General features: G+C 34.8%; 21 protein-coding genes. 1 reads left to right on the plus strand and 20 read right to left on the minus strand.

Translation table 11 applies throughout. The annotated features are described in order from the left end of the window. Window positions 1-490 precede the first annotated feature (490 nt). Complete coding sequence (locus tag MHI32_RS24535) at window positions 491-925, plus strand: VanZ family protein (protein ID WP_143766868.1); 435 nt, start codon at window positions 491-493, stop codon at window positions 923-925. Window positions 926-1,337: 412 nt separating this feature from the next. On the opposite strand, the gene rfbB is transcribed toward MHI32_RS24535, so the two are convergent. From rfbB to MHI32_RS24635, 20 genes are all read right to left on the minus strand, one after another. Beyond that, window positions 1,338-2,333 carry a dTDP-glucose 4,6-dehydratase gene (gene rfbB, locus MHI32_RS24540; RefSeq protein ID WP_340011131.1) on the minus strand — a complete coding sequence of 332 codons (996 nt, stop codon included), beginning with the start codon at window positions 2,331-2,333 and terminating at the stop codon, window positions 1,338-1,340. A 32-nt stretch (window positions 2,334-2,365) separates the two neighbouring features. After that, window positions 2,366-2,923, minus strand: coding sequence for a dTDP-4-dehydrorhamnose 3,5-epimerase (gene rfbC, locus MHI32_RS24545; protein WP_339191278.1), 558 nt, complete (start codon window positions 2,921-2,923; stop codon window positions 2,366-2,368). A 20-nt stretch (window positions 2,924-2,943) separates the two neighbouring features. Beyond that, entirely contained in the window at window positions 2,944-3,822 is an 879-nt protein-coding gene (gene rfbA / locus MHI32_RS24550; protein WP_339188237.1) for a glucose-1-phosphate thymidylyltransferase RfbA, read from the minus strand. Between the two features lie 144 nt (window positions 3,823-3,966). Beyond that, complete coding sequence (locus tag MHI32_RS24555; protein WP_340011133.1) at window positions 3,967-5,385, minus strand: hypothetical protein; 1,419 nt, start codon at window positions 5,383-5,385, stop codon at window positions 3,967-3,969. A 104-nt stretch (window positions 5,386-5,489) separates the two neighbouring features. Further along, a complete protein-coding gene (locus MHI32_RS24560; RefSeq protein ID WP_076179302.1) occupies window positions 5,490-6,494 on the minus strand; it encodes a glycosyltransferase family 2 protein in 1,005 nt (334 codons plus the stop codon). A 74-nt stretch (window positions 6,495-6,568) separates the two neighbouring features. Next, a complete protein-coding gene (locus MHI32_RS24565; RefSeq protein ID WP_339188241.1) occupies window positions 6,569-7,786 on the minus strand; it encodes an O-antigen polymerase in 1,218 nt (405 codons plus the stop codon). Between the two features lie 36 nt (window positions 7,787-7,822). Then, entirely contained in the window at window positions 7,823-8,926 is a 1,104-nt protein-coding gene (locus tag MHI32_RS24570; RefSeq protein ID WP_076179304.1) for a glycosyltransferase, read from the minus strand. Next, window positions 8,923-9,519, minus strand: coding sequence for a CatB-related O-acetyltransferase (locus MHI32_RS24575; RefSeq protein ID WP_076179305.1), 597 nt, complete (start codon window positions 9,517-9,519; stop codon window positions 8,923-8,925). Before MHI32_RS24575 ends, MHI32_RS24570 begins: the two co-directional genes overlap by 4 nt. A 127-nt stretch (window positions 9,520-9,646) precedes the next feature. Continuing rightward, the gene (locus MHI32_RS24580; protein ID WP_076179306.1) at window positions 9,647-10,966 is read right to left on the minus strand and encodes a nucleotide sugar dehydrogenase; all 1,320 of its coding nucleotides are present in this window, start codon (window positions 10,964-10,966) and stop codon (window positions 9,647-9,649) included. A 33-nt stretch (window positions 10,967-10,999) separates the two neighbouring features. Then, entirely contained in the window at window positions 11,000-12,247 is a 1,248-nt protein-coding gene (locus tag MHI32_RS24585; RefSeq protein WP_076179307.1) for a glycosyltransferase family 4 protein, read from the minus strand. 20 nt (window positions 12,248-12,267) lie between these two features. Continuing rightward, a complete protein-coding gene (locus tag MHI32_RS24590; RefSeq protein WP_179087397.1) occupies window positions 12,268-13,464 on the minus strand; it encodes an ATP-grasp domain-containing protein in 1,197 nt (398 codons plus the stop codon). A gap of 46 nt (window positions 13,465-13,510) precedes the next feature. Further along, window positions 13,511-14,131: a sugar transferase gene (locus tag MHI32_RS24595; RefSeq protein ID WP_076179308.1), complete on the minus strand. Its 621-nt coding sequence runs from the start codon at window positions 14,129-14,131 to the stop codon at window positions 13,511-13,513. 14 nt (window positions 14,132-14,145) lie between these two features. Then, window positions 14,146-15,153 (minus strand): NAD(P)-dependent oxidoreductase, encoded by a 1,008-nt coding sequence (locus tag MHI32_RS24600; protein WP_076179309.1) that lies wholly within the window; start codon window positions 15,151-15,153, stop codon window positions 14,146-14,148. Window positions 15,154-15,173: 20 nt separating this feature from the next. Further along, the gene (locus tag MHI32_RS24605; protein WP_339188245.1) at window positions 15,174-16,388 is read right to left on the minus strand and encodes a DegT/DnrJ/EryC1/StrS aminotransferase family protein; all 1,215 of its coding nucleotides are present in this window, start codon (window positions 16,386-16,388) and stop codon (window positions 15,174-15,176) included. A gap of 231 nt (window positions 16,389-16,619) precedes the next feature. Then, window positions 16,620-17,642, minus strand: coding sequence for a copper amine oxidase N-terminal domain-containing protein (locus tag MHI32_RS24610; RefSeq protein ID WP_076179311.1), 1,023 nt, complete (start codon window positions 17,640-17,642; stop codon window positions 16,620-16,622). Between the two features lie 2 nt (window positions 17,643-17,644). Continuing rightward, entirely contained in the window at window positions 17,645-18,307 is a 663-nt protein-coding gene (locus MHI32_RS24615) for a hypothetical protein (protein WP_076179312.1), read from the minus strand. A gap of 23 nt (window positions 18,308-18,330) precedes the next feature. Further along, on the minus strand, window positions 18,331-20,163 hold the full coding sequence (locus MHI32_RS24620; protein WP_339188248.1) for a nucleoside-diphosphate sugar epimerase/dehydratase: 1,833 nt from the start codon (window positions 20,161-20,163) through the stop codon (window positions 18,331-18,333). Between the two features lie 41 nt (window positions 20,164-20,204). Beyond that, window positions 20,205-20,891, minus strand: coding sequence for a CpsD/CapB family tyrosine-protein kinase (locus MHI32_RS24625; RefSeq protein ID WP_036685074.1), 687 nt, complete (start codon window positions 20,889-20,891; stop codon window positions 20,205-20,207). Further along, window positions 20,872-21,651, minus strand: coding sequence for a Wzz/FepE/Etk N-terminal domain-containing protein (locus MHI32_RS24630; protein ID WP_036685072.1), 780 nt, complete (start codon window positions 21,649-21,651; stop codon window positions 20,872-20,874). Before MHI32_RS24630 ends, MHI32_RS24625 begins: the two co-directional genes overlap by 20 nt. Before the next feature lie 119 nt (window positions 21,652-21,770). After that, complete coding sequence (locus tag MHI32_RS24635) at window positions 21,771-23,756, minus strand: S-layer homology domain-containing protein (protein ID WP_340011137.1); 1,986 nt, start codon at window positions 23,754-23,756, stop codon at window positions 21,771-21,773. Between the last annotated feature and the right edge of the window lie 128 nt (window positions 23,757-23,884).

A 23,884-nucleotide genomic window follows, 5' to 3' on the forward strand; every position in this document is an offset into this window, starting at 1 on the left:
TGAACGCTTTATGAAATCCAGATAATAATTATTATAAATAAAAAACCGTAGGTTCGCTACGGTTAGGATGAGTTATTTTTAGCTAATTTATTTTGTCTTCACTTTACTGTTACAATTTCCACTTTGTAATAAATGGAACTTAATGTTTCATTTCAAGCTTATTTATTATTCTCACTTTTTAAAGAGCCTTACTTACTTGAAACTCTTTTGTCTAAAGGTGATTCTCAACATTACGAAAAATCTAATACGGTTTTTAAAAAAAGTGTCGATAACTCTTGAACATTATAGATATTACAGTTCGAAATGTTTTTTAAATGATGATTAACTAGACAGAAAATAACTGGTCTTGGATTGTAAAAATACTATATGAAAAACAGAAAGTTAATGTAATTATCTGAAATAGAAGAATTTAATAGATAATAATAATCTGAAGTAAAGAACTTCATTGGAATTTCAATTGCATTTCTGTAATACTAAAGGAACTTATATATTGAAAGTAGGTATATTAATGCGAACTGCTTCAGTCTTTATTTGGGGAATTGTTTTATTTGTATTTACTTGTGCATTTAATTCGAAATTTTGGGAGACCGGTCAAATCCCTACTTTTCATTGGATACCTAATCCTGATTTTCATGCTCTACTCAAAACCAATCTTACATTATCTATAAGTAACATTATTCAAAAAGTCGGTCATTTTTCAGGATTCGCAGTCCTCGCCTTTCTACTGTACAGATGTAATAATAGTGTTTGGAAAAGCTTTATACTTTCCGTAACATATGCTATTTTGACAGAACTTCTTCAGTTATATTTTGGGCGTGACGGCAGAATATACGATATAGTCATTGATACAGCTGGTGTTTTCGTTGCACTTTCTCTTGTGTGGATTACAAAGCTTATTAATCAAAAGGTCGGAATAAATCATTAAATCTTTTAAGTTAGTTGTCATTTTTAGAAATAAGTATATGTTACATAATTAAAACGTTATTTTGATACACACAGTAAATAGAAGTTTGGGGAATCATAGAATATATTTTCACTTAAGCCATAACTATAACAATTTATACATTGTCTTCCTCTGAGATTGATGTAATTTTAACCTAAGGACTTTCTTTACCAAGATAATAATACCTGGGCGTATCATCTATTAGATTCGTCTAACAATCTCCCGAGCATTATCGTTTATCTCAAAGCTTTGAGATAATAAACTATTCTCTTGAAATCTAACAGCATACATAAATAGCTGCCTATTTTTAAAAAAAACTATAAGCAATTCCAGGATTACTACGTAACATGGATTTAGCTTATAGTTTCTTTCTTAACGATAAGTCGTTCATAAATCACTTATGCGATTCGTTACTAAGGATTTGTTGCCACCATTCAGCATTATCAATATACCATTGGATCGTCTGCGCAATTCCGGTCTCAAAAGTATAAGTTGGCTTCCAACCTAAATTCTCAAGTTTCGTTGGATCAATGGCGTAGCGTTTATCATGTCCTAATCTATCTGTTACAAATTCAATCAAATCTTCAGATTTCCCCAAGGTACTGATAATCGTCTTAACTACTTCAAGATTAGTTCTCTCATTATGACCACCTACATTATATACTTCACCACTTACTCCTTGGTGCACAACAAGGTCAATGGCCGCACAGTGATCCCAGACATGGAGCCAGTCGCGAATATTTTTTCCATCTCCGTATACAGGAACCTTCTCTTCGTTTAATACTCTTGAAATGGTTAGTGGAATCAGTTTCTCAGGAAAATGATAGGGGCCGTAATTGTTCGAGCAGCGTGTTATGTTCATTGGTAAACCAAAGGTCTCATAATACGCACGGACTAGCAAATCAGACGCTGTTTTGCTAGCACTATAAGGACTGTTAGGCTGCAAAGGTGTTTCTTCGGTAAAAAATACAGTAGGATCAAAATCGAGTTCGCCATACACTTCATCCGTAGAGACATGGAGGAATTTAGTAATGCCGAATTTTTTAGCTGCATCCAGTAGTACCTGTGTCCCCATAACATTCGTACGAACGAATATCGCAGGATCAGTAATTGAGCGATCCACATGACTCTCCGCAGCAAAATGAACAACATAATCGAATTTCTCCAACTCAAAAAGAGACAATATTGCCTTTCGGTCAGCAATGTCAGCTTGAACAAACCGATAGTTGGATTTGGACTCAATATCCTTATGTTTTGTTAGATCACCCGCATAAGTTAACAAATCCAAATTCACAATATCATAATGCGGATATTTATCTACCATATACTGTACGAAGTTGCCTCCAATAAATCCGGCACCACCTGTAACCAGCATCTTTTGCTTACTCAATGAACGCACTCCCGATCTATTAGCTTTATTAGTTATTGTAAAAAAAAATTCAAATTAGCATCTTTTAATAAAGGCGCCTTCTCATCCTTGGCAGATAATACAGGTGTAATATGAAGAGGCCATTCGATGCCAATAGAAGGATCATTCCAGAGAATACCCCCATCACATTCCGGGGCATAAAGCTCATCGCACTTATACTGAACCTCTACGTCTTCTGTTAGTGTCATGAATCCATGTGCGAATCCTTTTGGGATCAGCAGTTGCTTTTTGTTCTCAGCACTCAGTTCAATGCCGAACCATTTACTATAGGTAGGACTACCTTTTCTGATATCTACGGCTACATCAAAAATAGCACCACGTGTACAACGAACCAATTTCGTCTGTGCCTTGGGATGTAATTGATAGTGCAAACCACGTAATGTTCCTTTAGTCGCAGAGTAGGATTGGTTATCTTGTACAAACTCCATCTCAATTCCATGCTCTTTAAACTTAGCTCCGCTATACGTCTCCATAAACCAACCGCGGTGGTCCCCAAAAACAGCCGGTTCAACGACTAATACGCCTTGCAATAAGGTTTCTGTAATTTTCATCACTGCCACACTTTCAGTTATTAGTATTGTATTTTACCTGTAGCTACTTTCATCAAATACTGACCATACCCCGTCTTACTTAACTTCTCCCCGCAATTCCACAAGTGTTCTTTAGTAATCCATCCATTAATATATGCAATTTCCTCCGGAGCGGCGATCTTGATTCCTTGATGATCTTCAATAGTCCGTACAAAGTTAGTTGCGTCGACAAGACTTTGATGAGTTCCTGTATCTAACCAGGTGAATCCCCGACCTAGAAGTTCCACATCAAGCTCACCAAGATTTAAGTAAGCTTCATTAATGGAGGTAATCTCCAATTCTCCACGTGAAGAGACCTCAACGTTCTTAGCAATCTCAATAACTCTGTTATCATAAAAATATAGACCAGTAATTGCATAGTTAGATTTTGGTTGAGTTGGTTTTTCTTCCACGCTTAATACTTTACCTTCTTCATTAAACTCTACCACGCCGAAGCGCTCTGGATCTTGTACATGATATCCGAATACCGTTGCTCCTTGTTGTTTAGAAGAAGCACGTTGCAACATTTTCCGCATTCCATTGCCATAGTAGATATTATCTCCAAGGATCATGGCAACTGAATCATCACCTATAAAAGATTCACCCAAAATAAAAGCCTGCGCTAAACCATCAGGACTTGGTTGAACTATGTATTGTAGTGAGATGCCAAATTGAGAACCGTCACCTAATAAGCTTTCAAATCTAGGCGTGTCCTCTGGAGTGGAAATAATAAGAATCTCTTTAATGCCCGCTAGCATTAATGTGGATAGTGGATAATAGATCATTGGTTTGTCGTAAATGGGTAAAAGCTGCTTACTTGTGACCATTGTTAATGGGTATAGGCGCGTACCGCTGCCGCCTGCTAAAATTATACCTTTCAAGATAGATTCATCTCCTGTCAAAATTTCTAAATCATAATATTTTTACTTCTATTTCACCTAATTATCAGTTCTCATATCAATCTCTCTCAATATAGTTTCTTAATTATAGAAACAATGAATACTAGTAAAAGATATTACCAATTATTAAATTTTAATTAATCTTTTAACCTTATTAAAACTAGCTATTGCATCTTTCCTTTTAATCAACAAATATAAGCCATAGAATAGTAAATATATCGATACCCCTGTCCACGTAGATGCAAGCCACCCTGTCATTATAAATATGAAGGTCATTACTAATTCCAATATTATATCTTTAAATACTTTAATTTCAAGAATTTTCGCTAAGAGAATTTCTGCAAAAATACATCTAAATGATAGAACAATAACTATCGATATAACAGACAAAGTTAAATTTTCATAAATAACCGTGAAAAGTGCTGTAACAATGCAGCTTATCATTACTGAGACAGCATTCACAAATAAAATAATCTTTTCTTTTCTCAATGCTTTAAGATACGTATTTATCAGCAGTGACATTTTCCCATCATATATGCACATTGGAAATACCAACGCCATGTACATTAAACTTTCTCGATACTCAGGTAACCACAATGTTAAAATGATTCTCAGTGGATAGTAAAATATAAGCACTCCAATTAATGGAACCATTAAAAATGTTCTCATATTTATATAAAGTTCCGGAAATTTATCCTCATCCATTCTTCTTAACATTGGAAACATAATAATACCTAATGCACTAATAAATATCATCATTAAATTTGAAACACTTAAAGTCAAGGAAATTCTACCAAATGTAGAAACATCCCATGTTCTCTCGATACCATACCTTACTATCCCTATTATCAATACACTTGCGATATTCGCGAGCATCAGTTTTATACCAATATTAATATTTGCCATTGTCTCTTTCACATTAAAAGATAAATCACTGAGTTTTCTAATTACAATATCATTACAAAAGTATATAGCATAAAGTAATGAGCATGATTTTCCGATTAAGTCTGCATAAATCAGTAATTTATAATCTCTTACCCCTATTAAAAGTAAAAAAATTACCAATGCAATATATAACAACCTATCACTTATTGTACATTTGGCATACTCTTTTATACGATTTGTACCTTGTAATATATATAGCAGCATAATTCGAGTGTTAGAGATTATCGCACAAACACCCGTCATTTCTAATATAAATAACTTATGTGAATTCCCCACATAAAATTGACAATAGAGAAGTAATCCTATAAATATAGTCGTTTGAAAGAAAAATTGCATCCAAAACTGAGAAAAAAATATCTTTTTATTTAAATCTTTGTAATCTTGCCCACCATACCTTAAATATATTCCGTCATTCCATCCAAAATGTAAAAAACCAACATAAAAAGAATAAAACATATATAATTGCCAATATCCATATTCTTGCACTCCAATTAATTTTGGGACAATTAATATTACTAATGCAGAGACTATCATTGTTAATATATTCGATGAAAATGTATATGAAAAATTTTTGACAAAAGTAATGACTTTATTATTCAAAATTAATCCCTCATCTTTTGAACTCATTCATTTAAGAAACATCAGATATCTATCTGTCTCAAATACCGACTATCCTTTGTAATAAAACACAAAAATAAATTAATTTATTTATTATTTATTTCTTTAAATAACTCATAATCTATATGATTAAAATTTCGCGTATAGTATCTTATTCTTTGTATAGTTTCTATGGTACTCTTATAATCTTTTGTAAGCATAAATATTTTTATACCTATCGCGTTTATATAAAATATCCTCCATAGAAACCAATAGTTATAATTATAAAACTCTTTTTGATTTATTATTCGATTTGAGAAGTGTAATATGTATCGATTGCAATTTTTTTTCTTTGTATTGTTTGTTTTATTAATTGAACTACTTACTTTATGATAAATAGTTGCACTCAGTATTGTCTCAACTTTAATATTATTTATTTTTAATCTTTTACAAAAATTGAAATCTTCTTCTCCAAAAAAGAATTTTTCGGTAAGAACACCTATTTTCATTAATATCTCATTTCTAATCAAAAGTGCACACCCAGTAACAAACGGTGTTTCTATAACTGTTTTCCCTTCTTGGATATATCTATCTATCTTCTTTTGTGAATAATACTTACGATCTCCATACCAAGTAAATCGACCGCCTGCATTCCACAATTTGTTTTTATCATCAAAATATCTAATGTTACAACTTGCGGCACCAGTATCTTTTTTAATATCCATATAATTAATCATTTTCGTTATAGAGTTCATTAACATTGTAGTATCATTATTTAATAAAAAAGAATATTCGAATTTGGATTTTATTTTATTTAGAATCAAATTGTTGCCTTTTGCAAATCCTAGATTATATCTCCCTTTAATTAAAGTCAAACCTCCCTCTTCAAATTCACTCATGCTCTGAAATTCTGTATCTTCAACTATCCTATAATTAAATTTATAATTATATCTAAGCCATTCTTCAATAAAAGTTAAAGAATTATCGCTAGATCCATTATCCAGTATGAATATAGAATGGTTGTTCCCCTCATATTCAACAATAGATTCTATACATTCGATAGTGTCTTGATAGCCATTCCAATTTAGTATTATCAATCCCACCTTATTCACGTGGCACCTCGATTAACTTATATTTTATAGATATTTATGTTAACAATAACAATATCAAATACAAACGAACCATCTTAGAAAACTATTTTCTTCTTCAAAATAATTTCAATCACGTATAAATAAATAAAATTCAATACAATACCAGATAAAGTTAAGAAATTACCAAAAAACATCATGGAAATAACTGATAACATATAAGCAACTAAAGCTATATTTCCCCCAGCACTCATAGCATTATTATAAAAGTAATAAACTATTGAAAAAAATACTGTTATATAAATAGTAGCTACTAAAAAGCCAGAATTATATACACTTTCAGCAAATAATCCACCAACATTAGTATTCAAAATATCAGAGATAGGAACCGGAAATGTGTATGCAGGATAAATGTAATCACCTGTTGAAAAAATAGCCTTTACAATATTTATAGGAACAGTAAACATAATTGAAATTCCCTGAATTGAATCAATATTATTATGAAAAAAATAATTTGTGGATATTAGTGGTCCAAACAGATATGAAAAGAAATGTTTTACTGAAAACTCTAAGGACACAATAAAAAGATTTTTATCAAAATACCCCAAGGTAATAAGTGGTTTAACGGCATAAATTCCAATGAATACCAAAACACCAACAAACACTGTTAATAATACATATTTTAGAGTTTTTCTGATATTTATATTTCTAATGATGCCATAGAAAATTATCATATGTATAAAAGAAATAAAAATATTGTATTTCCCTCCAAACAAAAACAGATTAAAAAAAACTAATATTATTAATATTAAGTAGTGCGCTTTTTTTTTGTTATCTAAATACAATATTAAAATGTACGGTAATAATATTGTGGATAAACTTCCTATGTGTGCAAAAATACCAAAAGATTTCCCTTTAATATTTTCAATACCATACATATTTATGGATTGAAAAAGTGATATATATTTCGCGAGAACTCCAATACAGAATAACAACAAAATAAATTTTGAATATGTTTTAGTTATATTGTGTTCATAATTCTGAATATTGTATGTATAACTATTTGCATCCTTTTTCTTGAATAAGCGAAAAAATATACTTATAAGGAAAATTATTATTAAAAAATATAATATATACACAATGGAATCGCTATCCACCTTATAAAAATCTAATAATCTCACGCCAAAAAAATTATTAAAAGGAATCATTAATAAATAGATTCCAGATATTATTATAAAAGGATTAAGGAAAGTTTTATATAATTTGTATTCAAAATATATCAGAGTACTTATAACAAAAGTAAAAATAAACTCCATAAAAACACCTACACTTCATCTTTTATTAAAAATAATCTAAATTATAGTGTTAGAATATAATTGTTCCATAATAGAAACATTTTCCTTCCAATCATACAGTTTCAAAACTCTTTCCCTTCCTTTTTTGCCCATTTCTTTTCTGAGATTTTTATCAAGAATTAATTTCATTAAGGCTTCCGCTATAACATCAGGTTTCATTCTTTCAACAATGATACCGGTAACTCCATCTTCAACTACTTCTTTGAATCCATCTACATCTGTAGCTACAACTGGAAGTTCCATTGCCATTGCCTCTACTACTGCTACACCGAAGCTTTCACTATCAAGGATGCTGGTCACACAAAATATATCGAATTCTTCCAATGCTTTAGGAACATCAGAATTCGATATTGTACCTTTAAAAAATATGACATTTTCCAAATTATAATTAACAACTAAATCAATCAGTTCTTGTTTTTGGCTACCGTCACCGTATATATACAAGCTTATTTTATTTAAAAGATCTTTACGACCTTCGATTTCCAGATTATCTATTAGTATTTTCATTGCATGAATTAGAAATGATATTCCATATTTAGAATTTAAAGTTTTTATTATCCCTATATTTAACTTTTCATCATCTTTTTCCTTGCTTTTTCGCGAGAATTTTTCTAAGTCTACTCCGAATGGAGTCACTTCAATATTTACTGATTCCGTATTCAGCAGTTTTCTCACTTGCTCCCCCATACAAAAACTAGTAGAGGCGATTTTATTCGCATATAATAAATTCTTTCTGATAATTTTCATTTTTATTTTGCTTTGATAAGGAAAGTCGTATACATCACTTCCCCAAACTGATAAGATCAACGGCTTTATTTTTGTAATTCGTGATAACGTCCCGTAACCGCTAGCATAGTGTGCGTTAACCACATCAGGACAGATATTCTTAAATATTCTCATTAATTGAATAGAATTAATATAATAACCTAAAGAGCCTTTATATCTAAGCTTATGTTGGATTACTCTTTGGTCTATAATATTTGCTCCAGATATATGATCAGAGTTATAAACTAAATGAACCTCATGACCATTATCTACAAGGCTATTTACCCATCGCACCGTATGAATACTGTTGGCCCCAGATAAAAATAATATCCTCATATTACATTCATTCCTTTATTAAGATTAATTGTTTTTTCTAAAGATTTAATTACAGTTTTCGCCTCTTCTATATCATACTCATACCACCGACTTTCATTAATGGCCTCAATCAGTTGAGCCTCAAAGCGATATTTGATTACTTTAGCTGGAACTCCTACTGCAATTCCATAATCAGGAACATCGTGAGTAACTACAGCATTTGCACCAATAACAGCGCCATTACCAACTTTAATTCCTTGCAAAACAACCACATTTGCGCCACACCAAACATCATTTCCTATTATCGTTGGATTTGTGTTTAAAGAATGTCCAATTAACGCAGAGCTGATTTTTTGGTATGTCGTGATATAAGATACACTATGAACTCCTTGTCCTATTTTAACAGCAGGACCTATTGAACAATAATTACCGATTATTGCATTATTGACCATCGAATAAGGACCAAAATAATTATGCTTTCCTAGCAGAGCACCTTCTTCTATAAAAACACCTTTTGTAAATTTATTTTTTTTTCCTATTTTTTTTGCATAAACCCCCTTTTTCCCTATAATAATTCTATAGATTCTAAAAATTGCTTTCTTAAGAAAGCCCATCGATTATCACCTCATTTTCTTACATTTAATATAAACTCTCATTCGGTATCCACAATTAATAATTTTTCAATAACCACTAACTGTTATATAAATAGTGATTAATATATTTCTAAAATATGACTATAATCTATAATCTCCAAAAACTATATCCTTTTTTTTCAATTTCTTCTTTCTCTAAAATACTCTTCACATCAATGATTACCTTCTCGTTATTGTCGATTTGACGGAACATGCGATCTATTTGATCCAAATTCAACGATTTAAACTCATCATGCGCTACCGCAAATACAAGACAATCCGCATCTACAACAGTATCAATATTAATTAAGTTGACACCATACTCTTCCTGTGCACTAACAGGGTCTGCATAAGGGTCCACAACAATCGGTTCAATACCGTATTCTCTCAATCTATTAATTATGTCACTTACTTTTGAGTTTCTAGTATCGGGACAGTTTTCTTTAAATGTTATACCAAGTATAATCACCTTAGCCTTCTTGACTACTTTGTTAGAGAGAATGAGTTTTTTTATAATAGCATCAGCTACAAATTCACCCATTCCATCATTAATTTTTCTACCCGAGAGTATAATTTGACTATGATAACCTAATTTTTCTGCCTCATACAAAAAATAATATGGATCTACCCCTATACAGTGACCTCCTACTAATCCTGGATAAAAACCTAATGCATTCCATTTTGTGTTCATTGCACTAATAACTTCATTAGTATCAATTTCCATACGATCAAACACCATTGCTAACTCATTCATAAAAGCTATATTAATATCGCGTTGAGAATTCTCCACTACTTTCGCAGCCTCTGCTACCTTAATTGACGGTGCTCTATGTACACCTACAGAAATTACTAGTTCATATATTTTAGATATTTCTTCTAAACTTTCAGCATCCATAGCTGAAACGATTTTTTTTATATTTTCAAGTCTATGTACTTTATCACCAGGATTAATTCGTTCAGGAGAATAGCCTACTTTAAAGTCAACCCCGCATTTTAATCCTGATTCTCTTTCAAGAATAGGTACGCATATATCTTCTGTTACCCCTGGATATACAGTGGATTCATAAACAATAATAGATCCTTTAGCCAAATTTTTCCCCAGAATAATACTAGCACCTACAACTGGAGATAGATCTGGTGTTTTATCTTGATTGACAGGAGTAGGAACAGCAACAATATGAAATTTTGCTTCCTTTAATTTAGCTTCATTCGTTGTAAATTCTATAGTTGAGTGTTTTATGGCATAATTACCCACTTCATTAGTCGGATCTATACCCTGTTTATAAAGGTTAATTTTCTGTTCATTTAAATCAAAACCGATAACGTCAACTTTCTTTGCGAATGCTACAGCAATAGGCATTCCAACATATCCCAGTCCTATCAAAGATATTTTTTCTTTTCTATTTACAATTTGGGTATATAGTGTCATGTTAATTACCTTTCTTTATTACAGTATTATTTACTAATGGTTATTTTGTTTATATGTATCAGATACCAGAGATAAATAATCAAATAGCTGTTTGGTTACCTTATCCCCATTAAACTTCTCCTCATATAAAAATCGTGCATTTCTCTTATTTTCCTCATGCATATTTCTATTGTTATAGTACTTTAGAATTTTCTTACTTAAGTCTTTCCCATCTTTGTAATGAAATCCACATTGAAATTCAGATAGAAGATCTTCCATAGATCCCGTCACGCTTACCAATATAGGCAAACTCGCCGATAGATACTCACCAAATTTATTAGGAGTATTAGTTTTATAATTTATACTATCTACATATGGTGCAATTCCCACACTAGAGAAACTTAATAGTGATGTAATCATATCCTTTTCAATCCAACCAGGAAAAACTATATTATCAGGGGATCTTTGCATAATCAGATCCATATTTTCTCCCGTACCACATAATACAAACTTAATATTCTTCTCTTTTTTTAAGAGCATTGCTGCTTCAAGTACACTATCGAAATCAAACTGACGTCCAAAATTCCCTGTAAATGCTACAATAAAATCATCTTTTGATAGTTTATAGGTTCCCCATTTTTCTTCGAAGTTAGCTTCATCTGATGAATATTCAAAGTTTGGGTATCCTATTGGTATCACTCTATCTAGTAATTTTCTTTCACGACCTGATAAATTCAAACCGTACTGTAAAAAAACTTCTGATAAGCCAATGATTGAGTAGGCATTTTTCAGTGTATTACGTAAAGAGCGTCTACATAATGCTACGTATGGTAAAATTAACTTTTTCATTCCTTTTGGTACTACTTCTACAAATATTTCTGGCCACAAATCACGCATATCAACAACAACTGGCACTTGCTCTTGTTTTCCATATTTCGCAACCATCTTGATAACTTCAATCGGAGTATTCCCTGCCAATATCACATCTGGTTTTTTTTCAGAAGACATTAGTTTTCTTATTCCTTTTGCTGCCTCTTGGTGGTGAATAATCCTTTTTACTGAAACATTTTTTTTGTATCCATTAACGAATGATACGTGAAGATGATAGTTTTTTTTCAACAAGATGTCTTCATCCTGACTTACTCGTTGAATTTTTTTATAATGATCAAAGGAAACAGAGAACCAATGTACTTCATTCTCAGTATTTGATATAAAGTTTGCTAAGTTCCCAACTCTTCTCAATCGAGTACTCTCACCATCAATTGGTAATGGTTCTCCAACACCAATAATCCATATATTCAAAATTTTGTCTCCTTGCTGTATTAATATTCGACTAAATCAACCTGAATCATATCGATTGCACATTCACAAGTTTGCACTGCATTCGCAACGGTTGATGATTGGGCGATAACAAAACCTATTCTGTCTGAACTGCTGTTTATAGCTTCAATAGTATCTCCAGTTTTCTTTATAAAGCTAATTTGCTTTACTCCCTTAAGTTTTTCTGCATTTTCAACGTTTCTAATATTTTTAATTACACCTTCCGAAGTTTCGAAGTATCTAATTGCAGAACTCATCTCATACTTAGTTTCCACATTCGGTTTTTGACCTAATGCGATCTCTATGCAACACTTTACCATATCTACTCCAGTGGATAATGGAACTAAATGTGTAGTAATATTATCTCCACCTAGCCTTGCACCAACCTCTACAATTTTAGGTCCCTCACTTGTAACTATTATTTCAGTATGAGATGGTCCATTATTGATACCTATAGCTTTTATTGCAGAAGTTGCAACCATTCTAATTTTCTTTTTAACATCATTAGATAAACAAGAAGGTTGCGAGTGGCCCATTTCTACAAATCTTGGCGAACCGGTTGTCAACTTATCTGTAATTGCAATAATATGTATATTTCCATCTATACTTATTGTTTCTACGCTAACCTCTGGCCCTTCCAAGTATTCTTCAACTATAATTTCCCCGCTTCTCGAATGTTGTTTACTGTAATTAAAAGCATGTTCAATCATTTCATAATTTTCAATATTGTTAATCAAAAAGACACCTCTGCTGCCAGAATTATCTGCAGGTTTCACAATATATCGATCTTTAAACTGTTGAACAACTTTTATATATTCTTTAAAAGTACCTACTTTATAAAAAGTAGGTATTGGGACGCTGTGTTCTTCCAAACACTCCCTCATTACAGCTTTATTAGTTGCCTTCAGAGCTGTTTCCTCCGAAACTCCAACAATATTTAGTTCTTTAGCTACTGCTGCAACAGTCCTCATTGGCATATCACTAGCAATAGTAATTATCCCATCCACGTTGTATAGTTTGGCATATTCAACTACTTTAGGAATATCTAGAGTACTAATCTCAAGACAAATATCAGCACTATTAAATCCGATAGCATTCTTATCCATATCTACTGCTACAACTTGCAAGCCCATTTCTTTGGCTTTCAAAATAGCTGGTAACTGTAATAAACTAGCTCCAAGTACCATTATTTTTTTCATAGAGTCCTCACATCAACTGATTTTTGCTTATGGCTAATCTTTACTCTTATTCAATATTCACTACATCCTTTTTAATACTTAAATCTTCTCTATATATATTTTTTGAAAGCAAAACGCTCTTTACTGTCATGCAAAATATTTTCAGATCAAACAAAAATGACATTTTTTCCACATATATTATGTCATTCAGAAGTTTTTCCTTAGTACCTACGGCGTTTCTATTGATAGCTTGGTTATATCCTGTTATACCCGGTCTTACGCTTAATATAGTTCTTTCTTCTTCTGTATAATTATTTAACCACATAGCTGAATCTGGTCGAGGACCGATAAAAGCCATATCCCCCTTTAGAATGTTGAGCGCTTGTGGAATTTCATCAATACTGGTTTTTCGAATTATTTTACCAATTTTAGTGACTCTTTCGTCGTTATCAGAATTGTATGTAGAACCATCTTCAAGTCTAATATCCGGTGCATTAACCTTCATAGATCTAAACTTAATCATTTTAAATATTTTACCATTTTTCCCTATTCTATCAGGGAAATAAAATATTGGTCCTCTATCTTCAATTTTGATTGCAGTACCAACGATAATAATTAATAAGAGCACAAAAGGTAACAGTAATAATGAAAAGAAGAATCCGATTATTCTTTTTATGAATTTATACATTCATCTTCCTCCACTCAATAATTAAATAAGTCTTTAAATTTATTATTATCCATATCTTTCTTATAATCAGTCATCATTTTTTCAAAATCGGAATAGTTTGGAACGAATTCAAAGTCTCTTCTTGCTTTATCTATACTGAACACAAAAGATCTAGTATTATTAGTGACATCCTTTCTATACTTAATTTTTGATATCTTTTCAGAATTTTTCGCAAATATCTTCGAAATAACCTCAGCTTGTTTCTTTAGAGTTACAGCCTTACCAGAGGTCATATTATATAAGCCAGATGTTCTCTCGCTCTTCATTGCTAAATAAAAGGCATGTGCTACATCCTTAACATACACAACATCTCTACTGAGCTCTCCATCTCCGTATATTGTTAAATCTTCTCCAGTACTAGCCTTATCTATAAATATTTGCAAACCAGATTTCAATCTCGTTCCATTTACATATAAAGATCCATGCGGCCCCACTCCATAGACTGGTGGTAATCTAAATATAGAATTTTTCATTCCATGTTGCTGATTGTAATATTCCATTACATCCGAAGCAGCATTCTTTGATATAACGTACGCTGCATGATCACCTATAAATTCAAATCCCCTTGGTTCGTCCTCGGTCAGAGGTCGGTCTTTGCTCCAAGAATTAAATACATCTGCATACGATGCTGTTGAGATCACCCTTTTTATACCATTAACTCTGCAATATTCGAGCACATTAATAGTACCAATTGTATTTACAAAAAAATAATCCGCTGCATTTTCATTCTCTTCAATTTTGACCGGAACATTTGCTGGTAATAATCCCGCTAAAAGAATCACTCCCTCCACATCTTTTATAGGAAGCTTTTCAAAATCTTTCTTATTAGATATATCTAGATTAATATAATCAACACCAAGACTCTTATAATATTCTCTGAATTTATCATTTCTCCCAGTTACCAACACTTCACAGTTTTGCTTAAGGAGTTCTTCAACTGTATATACTCCAATAAAACTTGATGCTCCAATAACAAGAATCATAGTTATTTCCTTTCAATCATTTAGATTTTTAGAATTTCTTTCAATCGTTCTATTACGTACTCTACTTCTTCATTTTTCAATAAAGTATGAAGGGGCAATGTTATTTCATTTTCATATTGTTTATAAGCGTTAGGATAATTTTTAATATCAAATCCTAATTCTTTATATGCTGTAAACATAGGTAATGGTTTGTAGTGGACATTACATGCAATTCCCACATTTGCCATCTTAGTTATAATTTGATTTCTTTCAAGTTCTCCGATACCAGGTATTCTCACTAAATACAAATGACCACTTGATAAAAATCTCTCATCAAAATGCTTATAACTTTCTAATCTCATAGGAGCTAATGCACTATCATACATTTCAATAATTTCTCTTCTTCTGCTCATTAAACTATCATATCTATTCAATTGTACCAATCCAATTGCAGCTAATATATCCGTCATATTGCATTTATATCCAGGATATATAATATCATATTCCCATGAACCCTTTTGAGCCTTAGAGAGGGCATCTTTAGATTGACCATGCAAACTGAACAGCATATATTGGTTGTATAACCATTCATCATTTAAACCAATATCATTACGCCAAACAGCTGCCCCCCCTTCAGCAGTTGTTAGATTCTTCACAGCATGAAAAGAAAAGCATGTGAAATCTGCAACCTGTCCACTCTTTCTTCCATTAAATTCAGCACCAAATCCATGTGCTGAATCCGCCATAATAATCACTCTATTAAAGATTTTCTGCACGTCGTTGTTAGCCTTAAAAAGATCACGCTTTCTTTCCACCACTTTATAAAGCTCATCATAATCACACATTTTCCCTGCTAAATCCACTGAAATTATAACTTTAGTCTTTTCATTAATTGCGTCAGCTAGTTTTGAATAATCCATTTCAAAGGAGTCTTTAGCAACATCAACTAATACAATTTTTGCCCCTACATGTTTTATCACAGAAGCAGTAGCTGTATAGGTATAGGCTGTGGTTATAACTTCATCCCCGGCACCAACACCTAGAATACGAAGTGTTAATTCCATTGCAGCTGTTGCAGAATTTAGACAAACTGCTTTATTCACACCAATATATTCAGCAATTTTAAGCTCAAACAACTTCGTTCTAGGGCCGGTAGTGATCCAACCAGATTTTATAGTTTCTATTATCTCTGAAATCTCGACTTCAGAGATATCTGGTGGTGAAAAAGCGATATTTCTTACTTGTATTCCATGCATTCTGATTGCCTCACTTTGTAAACCTTCACAGGCTTGTTTTCAGTTAAGATAACACTATATTTTTTTTGATTATATCTATTCCCTTTATACAATTAAAACAAGAATTGGATATCAAACTAAAACCGAATATACTAAACAGCTATGAAAGATAAGTAAAATCACCCTAATGGTTTTTCGATTATTAACATATAATGATTTGAGTGTAGCCATCTAAACTGAATCTAACATCCCTTAATCCGCCATTCCCGCAGCCAAATCCTTCCCCAACTGAAGCTGGGATTCAAATTCACTTTTATATTGACTAATAATTTCTGTACTGTACCCATTGCTGTTCAGTTTTTGTTCAGCATCAGCAACTATACTATTGAAGCTAGCAGTGAATGAGGCTAGTTGTTGTACCCCTTTAGCTTTAATACTTTTCTTACTCGCCTCATCTGTTGCTCCAACATATTCAAACGCAATACTCATTAATGTAGATTGGCTTTGATTTTTAAGCGCCGTAAGTTTAGCTTCTGTGTCACTGGTGATAGTTTCATATGAAACCTTTCCAGTTCCCGCAGAACCCCCACCTATTGCACCAGTTGAATCCGTTGGCACTGGTGTCGCTACTGGAGATGGATTCTTACCATTGTTTGTCGATCCATTAGTGGCTTGTTCCTGATAAGCCTTGGAAGCTGCAGTAATGGTCTTCGTCTTCTGATCCCAGCTAATGTTATGACCTACAGATTCCGATAAAAAACGTAGGGGTACATATAAGGAACCATTCAGTATAAAGCTAGATTGACCTGTAGGCAAAGCCTTGGTTGCACCGTTAAATACATAACTCGCCTTAACTTGATTGAGGACAATATTCTTCGCTGCTGCTGAAGAACCATTCCCGTTCTTTGCATTCATTAGGTATTCTTTAATCACAACTAGCTCTGAACTGCTAGGCTCTGCTACGGTAACTTTAACATTTTTAGCATCCCAAGCCACACTCTTCTGCAAAGCATATGACATAAACCGTAATGGAACATAAGTTGTATTGTTGTACATGAATACATACTGACCTGCGGGTGGTTGAATACTCACGCCGTCAAAAATCAAATTCACGTTCATACTTTGCACTTTAATCGTATTAGTTGCAGCCTTAGTCGTTGTACTCGGTACCGCAGCCGCTGCCGATACAGATATAGGTGCGGATGCTGTTAATGGTGCTAACCCAATTGAAGCAACTAATGATAGAGCTACGACTGAGAATATTGCTTTAGACATACTTATTCACTTCCCTTTTCTTTTTCTTGTACGATCACTTGGTCATACGTTTTCCCTTGGCTTATTCCATACTTCTTTGCAATTTGAATAAGTTGATTGTATTGTTCTTCTGATACTTTACCTAGGATAATACTCCGAGCTTCCCGCTTTTCTTTAGGCGTTAAGCCACCCTTTGCCAAATCTTTAAGATGATTTATATCTGATACACTAAGTTGACCAAGTACTATTGAAGCTACATCTGCTTTATCTTTAATCGTTACAGTCTCTTGAATTTGTTTAGCTTTATCCGTAGAGATCTGTGCTGTATAACCATCTTTTTGTTCAGATGATGGAGCTTTGGTCGGTTCACTAGTAGTAGAGGTTGTTGTTTCTCCAGCAGTTTTACTGTTACTTTGATTACTACTTCCATTATCATCTACAGGTGGAGTACTAGGAGTACCAGATTCTACAGGATCAGCATTACCAGTTGTTACTGTATCTTCTCGCACTGTTCCTTGATCTTGACCATCACCAACATTATCCTCAGACTCCAGATCAAAACCATCTACCATTGAATTCATCAGCTTATCGACAGCGTAATTCGCGGCGAACAAGCCGCCAACACCCAGCACTACAATAACTGACAGCGTCCATAAAAGGATCTTTTTCCATCGTTTGTTGAACACTTTATATCCCCCTTTATGAATAGTTAGCTAATAGCAACTTGGGCAACGGGCTGCATTGGTACAATCTGATTGATTATTTCGCGGATGACTTCTGGTTCCTCAGCGAGAACACGTTCCAAACGTTTAAATTCCAGTTCTAACTGGTTCAGACTTATGACATTAGGTTTACCGATAAAGATTCTTCCATGATCGGTAGAGCCTAAATTCTCTTCATCTGTAAGCAACTCTTCATATAACTTCTCACCCTCACGAATACCGGAGAAATGAATATCAATGTCCTTATAGGGTTCATATCCAGAGAGCGTGATTAAGTCTTCCGCCAACGTTAGAATCTTAACCGGCTCTCCCATATCCAGAATGAATACTTCTCCGCCTTTGGCGAAAGAACCAGATTGGATGACAAGCTGTACTGCTTCCGGAATCGTCATGAAATAACGCACCATTTCTGGATGTGTCACAGTGACTGGACCTCCGGCAGCGATCTGCTGCTTAAAGGCTGGAATTACACTACCACGACTGCCAAGAACATTTCCAAAACGCACAGCAGAAAACTTCGTTTGACTTGTGGTGTGCAGGCTCTGCACATACATTTCAGCAATCCGTTTAGTGGCACCCATTACGCTGGTTGGGTTAACCGCTTTATCAGAAGAGATCATTACAAATCTCTCGGCACCATATTTATCTGCACAATCCGCAACATTTTTGGTGCCAAAAACATTATTTTTAATGGCTTCCGAAGGGTTCCGCTCCATTAAAGGAACGTGTTTATGTGCTGCTGCGTGAAAGACTACATGCGGTCTATGGCCACTGAATATGTCCATCATTCGACTGCGATCCTGCACATCTGCTATCACGGTTACAATGTTCAACTCCGGAAAACTCTTACGAAGTTCCATTTCAATCGTGTAAATACTGTTCTCACCGTGTCCAAGTAACAATAGCTTGTCCGGACCAAAAGGAGCAATCTGCCGGCATAACTCCGAACCAATAGAGCCGCCAGCCCCCGTAACTAACACCGTCTTATGATGTACATAACCTAAAATACTGTTCAAATCAGCTACATTCGGTTCACGTCCTAATAAATCTTCTACACTAACATCCCGAAGTTTCTTAACTGATATTTTCCCAGCGATCAGATCGTTAAGAGCCGGGATTATCTTCAGCTTAGCTCCAGTCTTTTTGGCAAGATTAATAATCTCAGAAATCTCAGTACGTGAAACAGAGGGCATGGCAATAATAATCTCATGAATTTCTCTTTCTTTCACAATAGCTGGGATAGCATATCGATTACCTAATACAGGAACACCCAATATATACATATGGTATTTATTCGCATTATCATCAATGAAACCGACTAATTTGGTATGTGCAAAAGAGGGTCCCATCATTTCCCGAGCAATTAATAACCCACAATCACCAGCACCTACAATTAGTGTATGGGTCTTAGTGTCTTTGTAATTGATTCGGTCATTATGAAGTACTCTCCATACAAATCGAACTCCACCTACTAATAAAAGAATAGTCTCCATGGACCGAACTTCTATGGCAAGAGGTACTCTATCCGGCAAAATTAGATACGCCAGTGCAAATGAAAATAAAGACCCTACTACAATAGCTTTAGAAACCGATATAATTTCACCGATACTGGCATATTGCCACATTCTTCGGTAAAGACCGAAGTATATCAGGCTTCCACCAAATGCAAATGTTGCAATCAAACCAAATTGCAGCATCTGTACAACATATTCCTGAAGAGCATGGTTAGGGTACCGAAACAAATAAGATGTCACAATACTGAACCAAATGATCGCAAGATCAATGAAGAATAAAAGAATCACTCTAGATTTCGCTGTCATTTTCAGTGCCTCCAAAAATAACATTTTTAATTATGAATAAATCAATTTCCATAGTAGTAGTAATAGTACCCTTCACTAGCTTTACGTTTTACATTATTGAGAACAACGCCGAGCATTTTTGCACCTACACGATCTAGATTAGCTTTAGCTTTTACTGCGATATCGCGTTTTACCTTACCATAGCTGACAACCATAATAACGCCATCACTCTTCGAGGCCACAATTTGTGCATCCGTAACCGCTAATAGTGGTGGAGTATCAATAAGAATGACATCATACCGCTGACGCAAATCCTGTAAAAGAGTGCTCATCCGATTAGATGCCATCATTTCCGCCGGGTTGGGCGGGATTGGTCCAGAGGTCATGATTGAAAGATTATTAACACCGGAATCTTGGACAGTGTCCTCAAGAACTGCCTGCTGAGACAGTAGGGAGGATAAACCAAAACGGTTACTTAGTGTAAAAGTCTTATGTGCCGTTGGCTTCCGCAAATCGGCGTCAATCAACAATACTCTTTTATCTGCTTGTGCGTAAGCTGCCGCCAGGTTAGCAGATACCGTCGATTTACCTTCTTCCGGTCCGGATGAAGTGACCATAATCACTTGAATAGTCTGATCTACAGAAGAAAAATCAATATTCGTGCGCAATGCGCGAAACGCTTCAGAGACAGGAGAGCGTGGGTTCGTAACGGTGATCAGATGGCGTTGTTTATTTGGAAGCTGTGACATGTTCGAGGTCCCCCGCCTTTCTGGATGATTGTTTCTGAGTTTGTGCGGCACCTTGCTTGCTTTCATCTTGACCCAATCTTGTAATCATGGCTATGGTAGGCAAACCAAGATACTTCTCAATATCAGCTTCTGTCTTCAGGGTGTCATCCATATATTCCAGCAGGAAGGCAATCCCTAATCCAATCATCAAAGAGACGATAAAAGCAATAGCCATGTTCAGTAAAACATTCGGTTCTACCGGCCGTGGCTCAACAGTTGGATTCACTTTAGCTTCATTCAGAATCGATACATTTTCCACATTAAATAGACTTGGAATTTCTTCCTTGAACACAAGTGAAATGGCATTCACGATTTCAGCAGCCCGCTGATAAGAATTATCTCGAACGACAAGTGTCATCACCTGCGTATTATTTACGGAACTCACATTAACCTTTTTTAATAGCTCTTCCGCAGTAATATTGAATTGCGGATAATCCTTTGTAACAATATCAAGGATGGCCGGAGTCTTAATAATTTCCTTATACGTATTAATTAATTGAATATTGGTATTAATCTGGTTTAAATCAAGCTGCCCCACCGCTGACTGCGTCGGTGTTTGGTTAACGATAATCTTCGTGGATGCCTCATATACCGGGTTTTTAATATACAGACTATATACACCAGCAATACCGCACACCAATACAACTATGCTGAAAATGAGCCATAGTCTCTTCCTGACGATCTGAAAATAATCGCGAAGATCCAATTCTTGTGATGACAAGTGAAATTACCCCCAAGCTATTTCTGAAATATTTCGATGCCTGTTCAAATCTTCCCTATTTGCAAAAAAATCGCCTCCTCTCACCTACATGAGAGGAGGCTGTATACTATAAGTTTTATTTACTTGAAGTTAATAGTACGGTAGATAATTACTGCTGCTTCAGCACGGGTAGCTGTATCGTTCGGGTTGAACTTGCCAGCATTTCCGATAACCAGGTTGTGGCTTGCTGCAAACGCTACGCCATCTCTTAGGGATGCGCTGATCTTAGCAGCATCAGAGAATTTACTGATTGCAGTAGAATCGGTTTTTGCATCAGGATTGATAGATTTCAACGCACGGGAGATCATTGTTGCCATTTCTGCACGTGTAATAGTTGCATTAGGATCAAATTTGGCCGCACTGCGTCCAGTGATAATCCCTTTTTCTGCTGCAACTGCTACATATGGTGCATACCAAGCAGTTGAACTTACATCGCTAAAGCTTTGTACAGCAGAGTTGTTTTCCAGGTTAAGCGCACGAATCAACATTTTGGAGAACTCAGCACGAGTTACGTTGTTCTTCGGTGCAAATTTACCTGCTCCGACTCCTTCAATCGCACCTTTAGCAGCTACGACTTGAATTTGTCTACCAGCCCATGCTTGTACAGCAGCAATATCATTAAAGGAGACTTTATTCTCAAGTACTGCGTAAGAAGAGAATGTATCACGTGGTTCTACGATGAAATCTCCATCAAGAACTCCACCTTGGAATTGCAGGTCGCCGTATACAAGCTTACCAACGGAAAGCAATTCTTTATCAAGACCATCAGTATTCTTAAGTGGCAATTTGATAGTAATTGGTTGTTTAAATGTGCTTTGTGCCACACCGTTCACACTAAGTGTGAATTCATACACATCCGAAGCCAATTTCAGCTTGGTAACGGAAGTTACAACTTCTGGTTTAGCTGTAGTTACTGTCAAAGAAATCGCTGTGTTGAATTGGCTTACAGGAATCGTTACAGTTACACCGTTGAAAGTAACGGCGATATTCGCAATACCTTTAGCTTTTGCAGCTTCAATAATGGCTTGGGAAAGTGGAACTTCAACTGTAGTAGCGTTTACTGTTCCCAGATTCAGGGTCAAAGTAAGACCAGTTTTACCAGGGTTCGCTGCAACCAGCTTATCAAATTCTTTAATTACATCAGCATCAACCAATTTCAAGGTTGCTTTACCGTCAACAATGCTTACGAGCTTAGATACGTCATAGATTCCTGGAGTTTGAACAGGAGCTACAGGCGTTGTAACACTTCCATTTCCGCTTCCACTACTACCATTACCGTTGCCGTTGCCATTACCGTTGCCATTATCGCCTAATCCGTAGGCTTTAATATAAGCAAATGCAAGTGATTTCGCCGCAGGTTTTGCGGATTTAATATTATTGTTCAGGTTTTTCAGTGTTTCTTTCACATCACTAGCAGTAACTCCAAGCTTGTCCAACGCTTGACTTACTGTGAGTGCTCCTGTTCCTGTTGTATGGCTCAATACTTTTGCAATAGCTTCATCCAACAAAGTATCGTAACCGGATTCGGATGTGAGAATTGCCAACAAATCTGAAGTTGACTTGCTGCTTACCAGATCACGAAGTTCTGTTTCAATACTGCTCAAGAATTCAGCAACACTATCAACAGTAAGTCCAGACACACCCGCTTTATTTGCAATTTTGCTCAGCAAAGCAATGTTTTTGTCGTCGTTACGGATCACTTGAATTCCGGAGAAGTCATTTTCATACACATCATAGACTACACTAGTAACACTTTGGAACAATTTAAGTGATGTTTTTGTTTCCGCTTCATCCAGTGTAATATTTTTCAGAATTGGAGCAAAAATTTCTACGAATTCTGCCTCACTCAGTGCTGCAACCTCAGTCTTCAAATTGTAGAGATAAACTGCATCTGTTGCGGATAATTGTTTGTAAACAGCAAGAACCTTATCCTTAACTGCTGTACTGCTACTAACTGTAGCCGCAGATGCTGTGCCTACTGCTCCAAGGCTTCCCAACGGAAGACCCGCTACGGATGCTGCTACCATACTTGCTGCTAATGTTGATACTACTAGTTTCTTTTTCAAAGTCACTAAATATCCACCTCTTCTTATGTATTAAAATACTGTACTACCATAGACCTAGAACAATTCGCCCAAATGCTACGCTATTACGTATAGCATTAAATCACCCAATAAAACCCATTCTACCACTA

It is taken from the genome of Paenibacillus sp. FSL H7-0690 (assembly GCF_037980415.1).
Classification (GTDB): domain Bacteria; phylum Bacillota; class Bacilli; order Paenibacillales; family Paenibacillaceae; genus Paenibacillus_AQ; species Paenibacillus_AQ odorifer.